Here is a 13,944-nt window from a genome sequence, read left to right as displayed (position 1 = left end):
ACTCAAAGCCTTTTAGCCAGCACCTTTGTCGCGTCGTTTCTCGACGGGCTAGACTTTCCGCACGGCCCGATGAGGTGTGACGAAAAGAGGTGTCTCGCGTGAACTGCGCGTCCTGCGGGAAGCCGTTCGCCGCTCCGGAGCGGGGCCGGCCGCGGCAATACTGCTCCCGCGCCTGCCAAGCGAAGGCGTACCGGGCGCGCAAGGCGGAGTCCGAAGAGGACCGCAGCCAGCTGACCGTCGAGCGCGTTGTGCAGGCGGGGATCGCGGTCGCGGACGCCGAAGGGCTCGAAGCGTTGTCGATGCGCCGCGTGGCGGCCGAACTCGGTGCGGGGACCATGGCGCTTTACCGGCATGTCGCGTCCAAAGACGACTTGGTGGCGCTGATGGTCGAAGCGGCGCTCACCGAAATCCCGCCGCCGGAAACCCCGCCGCGCGACTGGCGCGAAGGACTGGAGCGCGCCGCCTACCGCGACTGGGACCTCTACCACCGGCACCCGTGGATTCTGGCGAAAGTCCTGGTGACAACCCGAACTCACGACAGCCCGGCCCTCTCCGCGGACAGCGAGCACGCCTTCGCCGCCTTCGACGGTCTCGACCTCGACCCGGCGGACGCGTTCCGGTACATGTTCCTGTTCGCCTCGTACGTGCAAGGCGTGGCGCTCACCTACGTCAGCGACGTGGAGGCGGAACGCCGCGGCGCACCGAAGCACCGCCCGAGCTTTGACGCGTACCCTCGGCTCGGCAAGGCGATGCGGGCCATGGCCGACCCGTGGGATCTAGACGAACTGTTCGCGTCCGGGCTTTCCGGTGTCCTGGACGGGATCGCGGCCGATCTGGCGCGCCGGGGAGTGCTCTGACGGCGGGCCGTCCCACCCCTCGGACGCTGGCAGAATTCGTTCATGGACCACAGCGCAGCTCAAGAGTTCGCCGACCACTGGGCAAAGGCTTGGAACGCCCACGACCTCGACGCCCTGATGACCCACTTCGCCGACGACGTGACCTTCCGGTCCCCGGTCGCGGTCCAGGTGATCGGCGGCGACGGCGTGATCCGCGGCAAGGAGGCGCTGCGCGCGTACTGGGCCGAAGGCCTGCGCCGCATTCCCGACCTCCGCTTCGAGGTCCTCGGCGTCTACGTCGGACTCGGCGCGCTGGTCATCAACTACCGCAACCAGAAGGGCGGGCTGGTCAACGAGGTCCTGGTCTTCGACGGCCCGCTCGTCGTCGAGGGGTACGGCACCTACCTCGGCGACGACCCGAATCCGGCCGGGGCTCGCTGAACCGGGGGGCGGACTGTCGCTGTCCGCAACCGCGACAGGGGCTGGGATCGGCCGAACGGTCCTACCCGCTAGGCTTCGCCGCAGACTTGTTCGTACCCGTCCGGAGAGGTTCCCCGGTGTCACGAATACCGTTTTGACCGAGGCGTTGGCCGTCGCGCGCGCACCGAGAACCCGCAGGTCAGAAGGCTGAAACACGGGTTCGAGGCCCCGCGTGCGCACCACGGAAGCCAACGCAAGACAGGCCCCGGACTGCCGACCGCGTCCGGGGCTTTGTCGATTCTCCCGTTCTCACTTACTTACCGAAGACACCTGATCACGCTAAGTTTGTATGTGGTCGTTTCAGCCCATGACGCACCGAGGAGCCCGCCCCCATGGCCGGAGTGGAAGAGATCCGCGCTGGTATCGCGCTCGCGAACGAGAAAGCGTCCGCGAGCATCGCCGCGCTGCAGCAGGCAGCGCAGGCACTCGAAGAAGCACAGCTGTCGCTGTCCCAAGCCACCCAGGGCAGCAGCCAGCACGAGGTGAACCAGGCGCACGGCCTGCTCGCCGAGGCACTGCAAGGGATCACCGGCATGCAGAGCACCATCCAGGCCGGCATCTCGTCGGCCGATTCCTACTCGGCGCGGCTTTAACGCCGATGTCGGGGCTCGCCGAAATCCACCAGTTGCTCACCGCCGCGCGAGCGGGGGTCGGCGACGGACGGGCGCACGCCGAGCGGGCGAGGACCCTGCTCGGCGACGCCCGGCGCGCACTCGTCGACGCACAGGCCAAGGCAGATCCGTGGCTGCCTGGGCAATTGGCGCAGGCCGACGAGGCGCTCGAGCATCTCCTCACCCGTTTAGCCGCCGCCGACGATTTAGTGGGCGGATACCAGTCACGCCTGTAGGGATGAGATGGCCAGCAAGGCAGCCGAGCAACGCAACCGTGTGCAAACCGCCCTCGACCGGGTCCGGCACCAGATCGGGCTCGTGCTCGGGGCCGCGACCGGCGCGCGCGAAATGGCCGAGGCCGAGGTGGCGCGGCTGACGCTGGAACAGGAAATCGTCCGGGTCGGCATGGACCACGCCAGCCCGGCGCAGCAGACGGAATGGGCCCGGCATCCGGCGGCGCACGAGGTGTTCGCCGCGCTGGGCGGGACCCGCACCGCCTTCTACACCGACTGGAGCGCCGGTCCCGGCGAGTTGCGCGACCTCGTCGCCGCGCACGCGCCGGGCCCGGCCGGACGGCCGCCGAGCGAATGGCTCGGCCGGGTCGGCACGAATCCCGGCGTCACCGCGCCCGGGCTGTGGCGGGTCGGTTCGGCCACCACGGCAGGCCGCGACATCTCGCGCACGTTCGACGTCGCCGTGCCGCTGCTGGACGAATCGCACCTGGCCATCACGTCCGCGCCGAAAACGCGGCCGGTGGTGGACGGGATCGTGCAGGGCCTGCTGATGCGCGTGCTGTCGGCGTTCGAGCCCGGCGCGGTGAAAATCCACCTGTGGGACGTCGGGCAGCTCACCGCGATCCTGCCGGACCTGTACCCGCTCAGCCGCACGAGCGCGCTGTCGCTGTACGACCCGACGCGGCTGGAGGATCTGCTCGACGAACTCGCCGGGCACATCCGCCGGATCCACGCCACCGGCATGCAAGCGGGCCATACCTCGTTGCGGGAACTGCGAAAAGCCACCAACCAGCGGCTGGAGCCGTACCGGATCGCGGTGCTGTACGGCAACGGCGAAACCCTCGACGCGGAACGCGCGCGCGACCTCAAACGCGTGGCCAGCGGTGCGCTCGCGGCTGGGATCTGCCTGATCCTGGTGGACGTGCCCACCGCGGTGAGCGCGTCGATCGAAACCCTCAGTCTCCTGGACGAACGCCGCGCGGTCAGCAGCATGACCGGCACCGACCTGGTCGTGGATCTGGATCCGCCTCTGCCGTCCGGCCAGGTGATCCGCGCGGCGAACCGCATCGCCGAAGCGCTGATCGCTCGCCAGGGCGGCCCGCGGTCGTTCGCCGATCTGCTGCCCGCCGAGATCGGGCAGGAGAGTTCCGCGCGGGAATTGCGCGCACCGATCGGGTTCCACGAGGGCGAAGCCGTCGAAGTGGTGATCGGCGACGCGAGCCCGCACGCGCTCATCGGCGGCCCGAGCGGTTCCGGGAAAACGAACTTCCTGTACGCGTTGCTGGGCAGCCTCGCCGCGCGCTACACCCCGGACGAGCTGGCGTTGTACCTGCTGGACTTCAAGGAAGGCGTCTCGTTCGCCGGTCTCGCGCCCGGCCGCAAGGACTCCAGCTGGCTGCCGCACGCGAAACTGGTCGGCGTCAACGTCAACACCGACCGCGAATTCGGGTTGGCACTGCTGCGTTTCCTCGCCGACGAACTGCGCCGCCGCTCCGCCGCGGCGAAGGAGCACGAGGTCACGAACCTGGCCGACCTGCGTGAACAGGACCCGGGCGGACACTGGCCGCGGATCGTCGCGGTGATCGACGAGTTCCAGTACCTCTTCGCCGGGCGCGACCAGGTGACCGCGCAGGCCACGCAACTGCTCGAAGACATCGCCCGACGGGGACGTTCGCAGGGTATTCACCTCGTGCTGGCAAGCCAGGACGTCGCGGGCATCGAAGCCTTCTGGGGCAAACCGGCGGTGTTCGAACAGTGCACGCTGCGCATCGCGATGCCGAAAGCCCGCCGGGTCCTCGCGGAGACGAACAACGCGGCGGTGTCCGCACCCAAGTGGCACGCCGTGATCAACCACGATTCCGGTGTCGCACACGGCAATCAGCTCGCGCACGTCCCGGACGCGAGCACCCGCAACGTTTTCGTGAACCTGCAGCAGAAACTGTGGGAACTCTATGCCGGCCGGTTCACCCGGCCGCGCCTGTTCGACGGTGCGCATTCGCCGGTGCTGGAACAGTTCCCGGCGTATGTGGAACTCAAGCCGAGTCAGCAGCCGCGGGCGATCCTCGGCCAGTCGATCGACGTCACCGAGGCTGCTTGCGGTGTCGAACTGCCTCGGGTGCCCGGCCGAAACGTCGCGGTGCTCGGCGGGGCGACCGCGGAGGCGTTGTCCATTATGGACTCCGCAGCCCGTTCGCTTTCCCGGCAACTGGAAATCGGACAGGTCGAGTTCCTGCTGCATTGCCCCATCGTGGCCAGTTCTCCGGCCGTGCTGGACTTGAAGAGCCGCTTGGAAGCCGAGGGCCATCTCGCGACGCTCACCGAAGACCTTTCAGCCGAGTTGGCCTCGATCGCCGAATCGCTTTCCACCACCACACCACGCATCCTGCTGCTGTACGGAGTGGACGCCGCGCTGCCGTCACTGGAAGCGAAAGCCGTCGGCCAGCTGAAGAGCGGCCTCGACCATCTGCGCACCCTGCTCAAAAACGGCCCCTCGCACGGCGTGCACACCATCGGCTGGTGGCGAAGCGTCGCCCGGCTCAAGGACACGCTCGGCTTCGGCGGCACGGATGACATCGGCACCTGGGCCGCACTGGACGTCCAGGGCAACGACCTGTCACCGTTCGCCGCGGGCCAGGTCGTGCACTGGTCGCCGCGCCCAGGCCGCGCGTTGTTCTTCGACCGCACCACACACGGCGCGCCGGAAGTCATCATCCCGTTCCAGCGCCCCGAAACCGAGCCGACCGCGGGAGGTACGCCATGACCGAGGGAACCACCAGCCCCGCTATGCGGTACAAGGAAATCGTCGGCCTGGCCCGAGGTTCGGCGGACAGCCTGCGCGCGTGGGAACTGGCGCGAGCGGACGAAATCGAACGCCAGCTGGCGGACGCGCACGCCGCGGTGGCCGCCGCGCAGGATCGCGAGGAGAAAACTCGCGAGCGCGCGAACCGGTGGTGGAAGATGGCGCTGCACAATGTGTCGCGGCTGAGTTTTGTTGAGGTGCTGGACGATCCGCAGCCGGTGACTACGGCTCGGCCGCAGTATTTGGACCGGTATTTGGAGGAGGTCAAGCCTAGTTATCAGGAGCTGGTCCAGGCTGTGCTGGGGCTTGGCTGGCGGGCGAAACGCTGAGCAAAGCCGGGAGCTACTCCGTCGGCAAAAGCCGTGAGGGGAACCCCGAAGGAATCAGATTCCCTCAGGGTTCCCCTCACGGACAACTAACTACGCCGTCCGATGCAACACCCGATCAAACCCGTCCAGCAGATCATTCGCGAAGTCCGCGAACGGATTCCCCGCCGAAGGCCGGAACCGCACCACCTGCGGATCGTGGTCGCTCGCCTGGTCAGCGAACTCCGCATTGACATGCACCACGTCGTAATCCACGCCACGCGGAGCAGCCGACGTCAGGATGTGGTCAAGCACCTGCGACTGCCCCTCGTACACGTAGCTGTACCGCTCAGCCGGCGGCAGCGTCGAGATCAGGTCCTTCAACAACCCACCCGAGGTCAGCTTCGCCAGCGCAGGCGAGAACTGGTAATCGTTCAGGTCACCGGCCACCACGACGTTCGCCCGCGGGTCCGCGTTAAGCAGCTGCGCCACAAACCCCTGCAACACAGTCGCCTGCTTCTGCCGCTGCACCTCGGAACTGCGCGTCGGCGGCTGGTAGCGGCCATGTGTCGGCTGGTCGCCGCCCTTCGAGTTGAAGTGGTTGGCGAGCACGAATACCGTGCGGCCGCGGAAGACGAACTCGCCGGCGAGCGGCTTCCGGCTGTCCTCCCACGCGGCGTTGCCTGGGTCGACCCGGCCCGGCGACTGCGTCAGGTGCGCCTTGCCGTGGTCGGAAACCACGCCCACCGAAGAAGTCGGACTGCCGCCTGGTCGATCCACAAAGGACACCCGCGACGGGTTGAACAGGAAGCCGACCCGGATGTTTCCGCCGGGCTGTCCGCCGTCCTCGTCGTTCACCGGGTTGATCTGCCGCGACTCATATCGCGGGCCGCCCGCGGCGACGATCGCGTCGGTGAATTTCTTCAGCGTCTCGTCGGCATCGACCGTGCCGTCGTCGGTCTTGCCAGTGTTGTCCTGAATTTCTTCCAGGGTAACGATATCCGGCGTCGCGAGGTTGTCGACGATGCCGTGCGCGAGCTGCGCGTACTTGGTGTCCGAATCGGACGGTGCGAGGTTCTCGACGTTGTACGTCGCCACCGAAAGTTCGCCCGGACGCTGCTTGCGCGTGGTTTCCTTCTGCAGCTTGTTGTCCTTGGCGGCACCCAGCTTCGACGCGAGCAACGTGTACCCGCCGAAGTTGCTGTACTCCACCGGTCCGGAGGTGACACCAGTGAGCACGTCGCCGGTGTTGACCTTCGGAGTCTCCTGCTGCGAAGACGGAATGATCGACTGAACCTTCAACACGCCAGTGTTGATCTTGTCGTAGCCGAGGTACACCGTCCCGCCTCGCGGCGTCGGGTTCTGCTGCGGCTTCGTGGTCACGTAAAGCTCGCCGTACTTGTTGCTCGGGCCGACGACGCGCGCGTCAGAAACCTGGACGATCTCGCTTTCGTGCGATTCCCAGAAGTCCAGCGAGTACTTCGACGGCTCAAGCGGCAACGATTCGATGCTGCCGCCCGCGTTCGGGGCCAGCACGTCCGGCACCTGGTCGGCCGTCAGCACGGTGGGAGCAGGCAACGGATTGCCCGAGGAGCCGACTGTCCACTGTGCACTGGTCAGCTCGGTCAGCGACTGGTAGTTCGAGGTCGCGGGCGCGTCCGGGTAGTACTCCTTGACTTTGCCCTGCGCGGTGACCGCGTCGCCGACGGCCACCGCCGGGGTGGTCGATCCGGTGAACACGAACAGGCCCTCGCTGGTGCGCGGGTCGCTGTCCGGATGCGGGTCGGTGATCCAGAACCCACGCGCCGAGCCGAAGCCGCGCACCGCCGTGACGATGCCGGTGACGTCTTCGACCTGCTTGTCCTTGAACGGCGAAATCCGCGTGGTGCCCTGGATGTCGTGGATCTTCGCCGGAACCCCCGGCTCACCGGGCTGAGTGCCGGTGGTCTCGCCCTTGGTGTTGGTGGGCGTCGGGTCGCCGACGGAGAAGTCCGTGCTGTTGTTGTCGGTGTCGGCGAGGGTCGCCGCGCGTGCGACCGAGGTCGTGTTGGACGGCGCGGCGGCCGGATCTCCTTCACGGACAACGGCATCGCCGAAGCCGACGAGATCCTTCACCCGGCTGTCGGCCGCGCAATCAGTGGCGGTCTTGCAGGTCAGCGGCGCACTGTCGGACACCAGCGCGACGGTGCCAGCGGTCGCGGACATCGCGATGGCCCCGGTCGCGTCGGGCGTCGGCAGCGCGACCGTGCCGCCGTTGCCCTTCCCTTCCGCGACGAGGTAACGGCCATTCGGCGCAACGGACCCAGTAAGCGGCGTGACCTGCCACTTGCTCGACGCGCTCGCCGAAGCGGGCAGGTACTGGACGCTGTAACCGTCGAGCGCGACCGGCGCGCCGCCGTGGTTGGCCAGTTCGATGAAGTCGTTAGTCAGCGTGGCGCCGGAATTGCCGCCACCGCCGTAGACCTCGGCGATCAGGGCGTTCGCACTCGGTGCCGCCGAAGCGGGCGCGGCCAGTCCGCCAAGCACGAGAGCAGCGGCGGAGACGGAAACCGCGCCTCTGGTCAGTCTTGCCCCACCGGCGCTGCGGCCCCCGGCGGGACGACGGGATATGGTCACCCTGAGTCCCCTCTGCATGTCAACGGTCGAGGCATCGTCCCCCGAACAAGCGAAGCGGAGGAAGACGAAAGGGCAACGATTCGTAACGAGCTGGAGGGATTTCCTCCTTTGGACGGGTTGACGCAATGATCACGCTCGTACTCGGCGGAGACGTCAACCTGCAGGGCCGCGCGAACCCGGAAACGGCGTTCCACCCGCTGGCCTCGCTGCTCAACGGCGCCGACGTGCGGTTCGTGAATCTCGAAGGACCGCTGTCCGGCTCGACCGGCATGGACATCCCGCACAAGCCGAACTGGCGGCACTCCCCGCCGGAGATGGTCGCCACGCTGACCGCCGCCGAGATCGACGTGGTGTCGGTGGCCAACGACGTCACCTACCCGCCCGCTGCGGCGATGGCGGGCCTGTCCGTGCTGGACCGCGCCGGAATCGCGCATTGCGGCGCGGGCGCGAACCTCGCCGAAGCGCACGCCCCGGCGATCCTCGAACGACCCGGCGGCCGGATCGCCTTCCTCGCCTACACCTCGCTGTGCTGGCCGGTGGGCCAGGAAGCGACGGACGATTCGCCTGGCGTCGCCACGGCGGGCGCTTACACGTCGTACCAACCTGATCCGCGCGTCCTGGACGTCCCCGGCCGCCCGCCGATCGTGCACACCACGCCGGTGCGCCGCGATCTGGAGCTGCTGCTCGCCGACATCCGCCGCGCCCGCGCCGAGGCCGACCACGTCGTGGTGTCGATGCACTGGGGCGTTCCCGGCGAGGAACTGGCCGAGTACCAGGTGACCTACGCGCACGCCATCATCGACGCCGGTGCCGACCTGGTCGTCGGCCACGGATCGCACACCGTGCAGCCAGTCGAGGTGTATCGCGGCCGCCCGATCCTCTACAGCCTGGGCAACCTCGTCTTCGACTGGCCGGCCATGCGCGACCGGCACCGCGACGGCCTGCTCGCCGGCTGCGTCGTCGGCGAGCAGATGCGGGTCGAATTGGTGCCGATCCGCCGCGACGAAGACAACGAATGCGTACCGTTGACGGGAGCCGAAGCCGACGAAGCGCTGCGGCGGTTCGTCGAGCTGTCCGCGCGCCGCGGCACCAACGTGACGGTCAGTGATGGCTTCGCGACCGTCGAAGGACTTCGCGGCTGACCCGCCGATCCGGCCTTCACCCGGACGGCGCATCTGCCTTAAATGCAGCTCAAGCCCGGGGTCGACAGGTACTGGGCGGGAGTACCTTACCGATGAGCACGGAAACTGTGGCCCAGAACACTTTCGGGCTGCACCGGCGCTCACGGGTAGCACCCCGCGGGGGAGGCGACACGGTCACGTGGGGGTTGACCGTCGTCGAGTGCGCGGGTGCCACCACCCGGGAAAACAGCCGCGGGCGCGGGAATTTCCGCTTCGCCCGCGACCGCGGCTCCACGGATTTGCCCCGGGGAAGCCTCGCGAGTGGCGAGGCGCCGCCTTTAACCGCGCGGGGGAGCGCGGAAAGGGGAGGAAGGCGGCCTGCCTCGCCACTCGTGAGCACTAGCGTGTCGTGAGTGGCGATGCCGGTTCTAACCGGCATTGCCACTCACGAGGCCCGCCACCACCCGCGCGCAGATCTCTCCGCGGGTGAGCGGCAGATAGTGGCCAGCCCCCGGCACGACCCGCAGCTCTCCGTCCTGGCAGGCAGCCAAAAACCGACGCTCGCCAAGGCGGAAGTGATCGCGGCGGCCGTTGAGCAGTATTACCCTCCCGGGGTACCGGGTAAGCTCAGAGAGCGGATCCATCCCGGCAGCCGCTTCCATTACTGCGGGGATGACCTCGGAAGCGATTCCCGCAGCGACGACCGGCTCGGCGACCTCCGCCGGAAGAACCCGGCGGAGCAGCCACGCACTGAAGGAAGCACCGTCGTCAGCAGCAGTCGCCAGCCCGCGACGCGCGAACCGGAATCCGCCGCGCAGCACCGCGCCGGGCACGAGCGAACATCCGGCCGCCACCAGGGAAGCGACCCGATCCGGATAGCGGGCAGCTGTCGCGATCGAGACGTAGCCGCCGAGCGAATGCCCGACCAGAACCGCACGGCCGCCGACCTCGTCGATGGCCTCGGTGACCGCGTCGACCGCACTGTCGAGAGTGAACCTTTCCCCGCGCCGCGTCCCGTGTCCAGGCAGGTCCGGCGCGGCGACCCGGCCGCGCGCCAGGCGTTTCTGCTGCTGCCAGCACGCCCCGGACAACCGGATGCCGTGGACGAAAACCACCGGCAGTACGTCGCTCATGTCCCCACCTTCACCCCAAATGCAACGGACCGTTGCATTCCGCAGGTGTACCACGACATCGACAGCAAATGCAACGCACCGCTGCAAACCTGGCTAGGATCGGGCCATGGACCGCACCGCCTCCCGCCCGCGCAAGGCGGACGCCATCTTCTCCGCGACCCTCGCGCTGCTGGCCGAACGCGGTTACGACGCACTGACGATCGAAGCGGTCGCGGCGCAGGCAGGGGTGCACAAAACGACCATCTACCGCACGTGGGCGACCAAGGACGAGGTCCTCGCCGACGCCCTCGTGCAAGCCCCGGAGCTGTCCTTCGCGATCCCCGACACCGGTTCCCTGCGCGGCGATCTCCTCGAACTGGCGAAGCAGATCTACCGCCTGCTGTCCGATCCTTCGACCCGGCGCGTCATCACAGCCGTCGTCTCCGCGCTGCCGGACCGCCCCGCCACCGCCGAAGCCGCCGGACGGTTTTTCGCCGATCGCCTCAGCCGTGAACAGGCCGTCTTCGACCGTGCCCACGACCGAGGCGAACTCGCCGACACCGCGGATTCAGAGCTGGTCATGGATCTGCTCGGCGGGAACCTTTGGTTTCACGCCCTCATCCGAGCGAAATCCGCCGACGACGCCTATCTCGAACGACTTGTCGACACCGTCCTCACCGGGGTGTCGTGAGTGGCGATGCCGGTTCTAACCGGCATAAACACTCACGAGGTCAGTACGGCCGGTCCCCGACGATCGCGACGCGCTCGGCGATCCGGACGTGCGGGTGGTAGTCGTTCACCGCGTAGTGCTGGGTCGCCCGGTTGTCCCAGAACGCCACCGAATCCGGCTCCCAGCGGAAGCGCACCTGGAATTCCGGCGTGTGCGCCTGCAGGAACAAATACCGCAGCAGCCGGTCGCTTTCGGCGCGGTCGAGGCCGACGAGGTGCGTGGTGAACGCCTGGTTCACGAACAACGTCCGCCGTCCGGTCTCCGGATGGGTCCGCACCACCGGGTGTTCGACCGGCGGATACGCGTCCTGCCACTGGGCCAGCAGGTCCGGGTCGGTGAACCGGTCGAAACCGGGGACGAAGTCGTGCACCGCGGTGAGGCCGTCGATCCGCTCGCGGACCTCGGCGGGCAGGTTGTCGTAGGCGGCGGCCATGTCCGCCCACATCGTGTCGCCGCCGATCGGCGGGACCTCGACCAGCCGCAGCACCGAGCCGAGCGCCGGATTCGGCCGCCAGGTGACGTCGGTGTGCCAGATGTTTTCGTATCCGGGCATCCCGGCGGTGCGGGTGAATCGCACGACCTGATCGGAATCGCCCTGCGGGATGAACGGGTTGGTTTCCAGCTCGCCCCAGTTCGCGGCGAACGCGCGCTGCTGCTGCGAGGTGATGTGCTGGTCCCGGAAGAACAGCACCTTCCACTCCAGCAGCGCGCGGTTCAGCTCGGCGCGCAGTCGCGGCGACACCGGCGCGCCGAGGTCCACTCGGGAGATTTCCGCCCCGATCACCCGTCCGAGCGGGCGAAGGGTGAAAAGTTCGTAGGGGCGTTCTTCAACGCCGTCCGGAAGGCTGCGCAGCACGCGCGGGCCTTCGAGGATCCCGTCGTCCGGCGTGACGGACGAGCGCAGGCGGGCAGGCAGGTCTACAGACATAGCGGTGCTCCCGGAAGAATAGGTGAATTCGGCTGCGACAGCGGAAAATCGCCTATGCGGGAGGAGAGCCGAGACGACCGCGACGCCTCAGGAGGGCGGCGACGCCCTCGCCGTCCGACCGCGCCGGGGCACGGCCGGCTAGCGGCACTTCCCGGTTCTCTGGCATGAGTCCAATTCTGGCGGGGTATGGAGCGGCCAGTCAAGGATCCCCACGATGTGGAATCGTCGCACGCCCGGCCGAGTGACCCGGGCGACCTCGATGGGGTTAGATCTCCCCCAGAGGGTGGCGGGCCGCGGTTCGCGCCCTCCCGGAAGCGGAGGTCCCGATGGCAGGTTCGACGAGCGAGCGGCTCAACGCCGCCGCGGACGCGCTCGATCGAGCGGCTGCCGACGCGGACCGTGCGGCTGGCCGGTTCTCCGAAGCCCGTCTCGAGTCGACGCCGTGGGGTATTTCCGCGCCAGCACGGGAAATCGCCGCCCGGTGGGAGGCCGCGCTCGCCGCGCGGGACGTCGACGCGCGCATGCTCGGCGACGCGACGTCCGATCTCGCCGGTCAGTTGCGGATGGCCGCCCGCGGCCACCACCAGCGCCCGACGATCGCGACGGCGCTGCTGAGTTGATGCCGTTCCTCCACCCGGCGCTGGAAAACGCGGCCGCCGGGCTGGCTTCGCTGAGTGCCGCGGCCGCCGCGATCGGCGCCCCGGACCCGGTCACCGCACTGCGTCAGATCGACTGTTCCCCGCAGACGATCCGCGAATCGGCACGCACGCTCTCCAGCGGCCGTGACGTGTTGGTGATGGCGCGGCTGGAGTTCGAACGCGGGGCGCACAGCGCGGAACGCAAATGGGGCGGCGAACCGGCCGCGCGGTTCCGGGGCAGCGCCGACGAACTGGACGCGCACTACCGGCAGGCCGCCGAAGCCGCCGCGCGCACCGCGTCGGTCGGCTTGGATCTCGCGGATTTGCTTGACCGGCTGGCAGATCAGACCGCGGCTCGGGTCATGCAGATCGCCGAAGGAGTGTCCCCGGCGGCCGTCGCGCTGCTGGCGGGCGACCGGTCCGCGGAGCCAGCGGTGCGGGAGGCGTGCCGGACCATCGCGGACGCGGTCGCGCACGGCGTCGCGACCATAGGAGAGGCAACGACTTTCCTCGACGCTTTCGGAACCCCGGTGCTGCAGGACGAGAACTAACGCGTCGCGGTGACGAATCCGCCGCGCGTGTTGTCCAGCGGCTCGCGGCCGTACCGGACGGAAAGTTCCGCGACCGTAACGGTTTCCGGCCGCCAGCCGTGCGCCGCGAGCCACTCCGGGGCGTCCCCGCCGAGCCCGCCGCGCCAAAGGGCGGTGACTTCGGCACCCGACTTGCGCGCCAGCTCCAGCAACCCGTCCTGCTCGCCGTCGGGCCGATGCTCGAACGAAATCCGGCTGCCCGGCGCGGACAACCCGGTGACGTCCGTGAGCAGCCGCTCCGCCTCGTCCCGGCTGAGGTAGACGAGCAGTCCCTCGGCAAGCCAGACAGTCGGCCGTCCCGGTTCGAAGCCCGCCTTTTTCACCGCAGCAGCCCAGTCCTCACGCAAATCCACCGGGACCGCCGTGCGCTCACACCGAGGCCGCGCCCCTTGCTCGGACAGCACGGATTCCTTGAACGCGAGCACATCCGGCAGGTCGACCTCGAACACTCGCGCCCCGTCCGGCCAGTCGAGCCGGTAGGCGCGAGCATCAAGCCCCGCCGCCAGAAGCACCGTCTGCGTCCCACCAGCAACGAAGTCATCGAAGAACCGGGTACGAACGGCGACCTGCTGCGCGAACACCATCCCGAGCCGGCGGTCCCGCTCCTGCCCCTCGAAGATCGCCCGCCCAGCATGGAAGAACGCGCCCGCATACGGATCCTCGAACAGCCGATCCGGCCGCCCGCTCTCCAACGCGCGAAGCCCAGCAACCCCCACCGCGGTCTTGCCAACCGGCGGCAACTCTCCATTCATAAACCCACGCTACTTCGCAACCCGCCGCCATCACGGCCCAACGCAACCCACCCCCTCGGGGGGTCCGGGGGGCGAAGCCCCTCCGGGCGGGGTCTGGGGGTTGCACCCCTAGAAACAAAGCGAGCGGGCTGCGTCGACGCTTTCCGTCGACATGGCCCGCCCACCTGCGAGCGGGCCTGCGGGGATGTCTTT

Annotated in this window: 14 protein-coding genes; 10 read left to right on the top strand and 4 right to left on the bottom strand. The window is 68.5% G+C overall.

Features of this window, described 5'->3' with window-relative positions; translation table 11 throughout:
* The first annotated feature begins 98 nt into the window (after positions 1–98).
* From ACWGIC_RS01180 to ACWGIC_RS01155, 6 genes are all read left to right on the top strand, one after another.
* On the top strand, positions 99–857 hold the full coding sequence (locus ACWGIC_RS01180; protein WP_452073852.1) for a TetR/AcrR family transcriptional regulator: 759 nt from the start codon (positions 99–101) through the stop codon (positions 855–857).
* A gap of 42 nt (positions 858–899) precedes the next feature.
* Entirely contained in the window at positions 900–1,277 is a 378-nt protein-coding gene (locus tag ACWGIC_RS01175; protein WP_452073851.1) for a YybH family protein, read from the top strand.
* 371 nt (positions 1,278–1,648) lie between these two features.
* On the top strand, positions 1,649–1,909 hold the full coding sequence (locus ACWGIC_RS01170; RefSeq protein ID WP_009084635.1) for a hypothetical protein: 261 nt from the start codon (positions 1,649–1,651) through the stop codon (positions 1,907–1,909).
* A 5-nt stretch (positions 1,910–1,914) separates the two neighbouring features.
* Entirely contained in the window at positions 1,915–2,163 is a 249-nt protein-coding gene (locus tag ACWGIC_RS01165; protein ID WP_009084637.1) for a hypothetical protein, read from the top strand.
* Positions 2,164–2,170: 7 nt separating this feature from the next.
* A complete protein-coding gene (locus ACWGIC_RS01160) occupies positions 2,171–4,921 on the top strand; it encodes an FtsK/SpoIIIE domain-containing protein (protein WP_452073850.1) in 2,751 nt (916 codons plus the stop codon).
* Positions 4,918–5,289, top strand: coding sequence for a hypothetical protein (locus ACWGIC_RS01155; RefSeq protein ID WP_452073849.1), 372 nt, complete (start codon positions 4,918–4,920; stop codon positions 5,287–5,289). Before ACWGIC_RS01160 ends, ACWGIC_RS01155 begins: the two co-directional genes overlap by 4 nt.
* A gap of 90 nt (positions 5,290–5,379) precedes the next feature.
* Here the strand turns inward: ACWGIC_RS01155 and ACWGIC_RS01150 are convergent, their stop codons facing one another.
* Entirely contained in the window at positions 5,380–7,791 is a 2,412-nt protein-coding gene (locus ACWGIC_RS01150; RefSeq protein ID WP_452073848.1) for an endonuclease/exonuclease/phosphatase family protein, read from the bottom strand.
* Positions 7,792–8,006: 215 nt separating this feature from the next.
* On the opposite strand from ACWGIC_RS01150, the gene ACWGIC_RS01145 reads away from it, so the two are divergent.
* Positions 8,007–9,023, top strand: coding sequence for a CapA family protein (locus ACWGIC_RS01145; protein WP_452073847.1), 1,017 nt, complete (start codon positions 8,007–8,009; stop codon positions 9,021–9,023).
* A 407-nt stretch (positions 9,024–9,430) separates the two neighbouring features.
* Here ACWGIC_RS01145 and ACWGIC_RS01140 read toward each other — a convergent pair whose 3' ends face one another.
* Positions 9,431–10,135: an alpha/beta fold hydrolase gene (locus ACWGIC_RS01140; protein ID WP_452073846.1), complete on the bottom strand. Its 705-nt coding sequence runs from the start codon at positions 10,133–10,135 to the stop codon at positions 9,431–9,433.
* Between the two features lie 106 nt (positions 10,136–10,241).
* Here ACWGIC_RS01140 and ACWGIC_RS01135 point away from each other — a divergent pair, with 106 nt between their 5' ends.
* Positions 10,242–10,805, top strand: coding sequence for a TetR/AcrR family transcriptional regulator (locus ACWGIC_RS01135; RefSeq protein WP_452073845.1), 564 nt, complete (start codon positions 10,242–10,244; stop codon positions 10,803–10,805).
* 40 nt (positions 10,806–10,845) lie between these two features.
* Here the strand turns inward: ACWGIC_RS01135 and ACWGIC_RS01130 are convergent, their stop codons facing one another.
* Positions 10,846–11,772 carry a TauD/TfdA dioxygenase family protein gene (locus ACWGIC_RS01130; RefSeq protein ID WP_452073844.1) on the bottom strand — a complete coding sequence of 309 codons (927 nt, stop codon included), beginning with the start codon at positions 11,770–11,772 and terminating at the stop codon, positions 10,846–10,848.
* Between the two features lie 326 nt (positions 11,773–12,098).
* On the opposite strand from ACWGIC_RS01130, the gene ACWGIC_RS01125 reads away from it, so the two are divergent.
* Together ACWGIC_RS01125 and ACWGIC_RS01120 are read left to right on the top strand one after the other, a co-directional pair.
* Positions 12,099–12,392 (top strand): hypothetical protein, encoded by a 294-nt coding sequence (locus ACWGIC_RS01125; protein WP_200862671.1) that lies wholly within the window; start codon positions 12,099–12,101, stop codon positions 12,390–12,392.
* Positions 12,392–12,961 (top strand): hypothetical protein, encoded by a 570-nt coding sequence (locus tag ACWGIC_RS01120; protein ID WP_452073843.1) that lies wholly within the window; start codon positions 12,392–12,394, stop codon positions 12,959–12,961. The genes ACWGIC_RS01125 and ACWGIC_RS01120 overlap by 1 nt, the downstream gene beginning before the upstream one ends.
* Here ACWGIC_RS01120 and ACWGIC_RS01115 read toward each other — a convergent pair.
* Entirely contained in the window at positions 12,958–13,752 is a 795-nt protein-coding gene (locus ACWGIC_RS01115; RefSeq protein WP_452073842.1) for an SAM-dependent methyltransferase, read from the bottom strand. The two genes, ACWGIC_RS01120 and ACWGIC_RS01115, sit on opposite strands and share 4 nt — an antisense overlap.
* Between the last annotated feature and the right edge of the window lie 192 nt (positions 13,753–13,944).

Source organism: Amycolatopsis sp. NPDC054798 (genome assembly GCF_053611505.1).
Note: the sequence above shows the minus strand (reverse complement) of the source record. Positions and strands in the feature narration are given on the sequence as shown.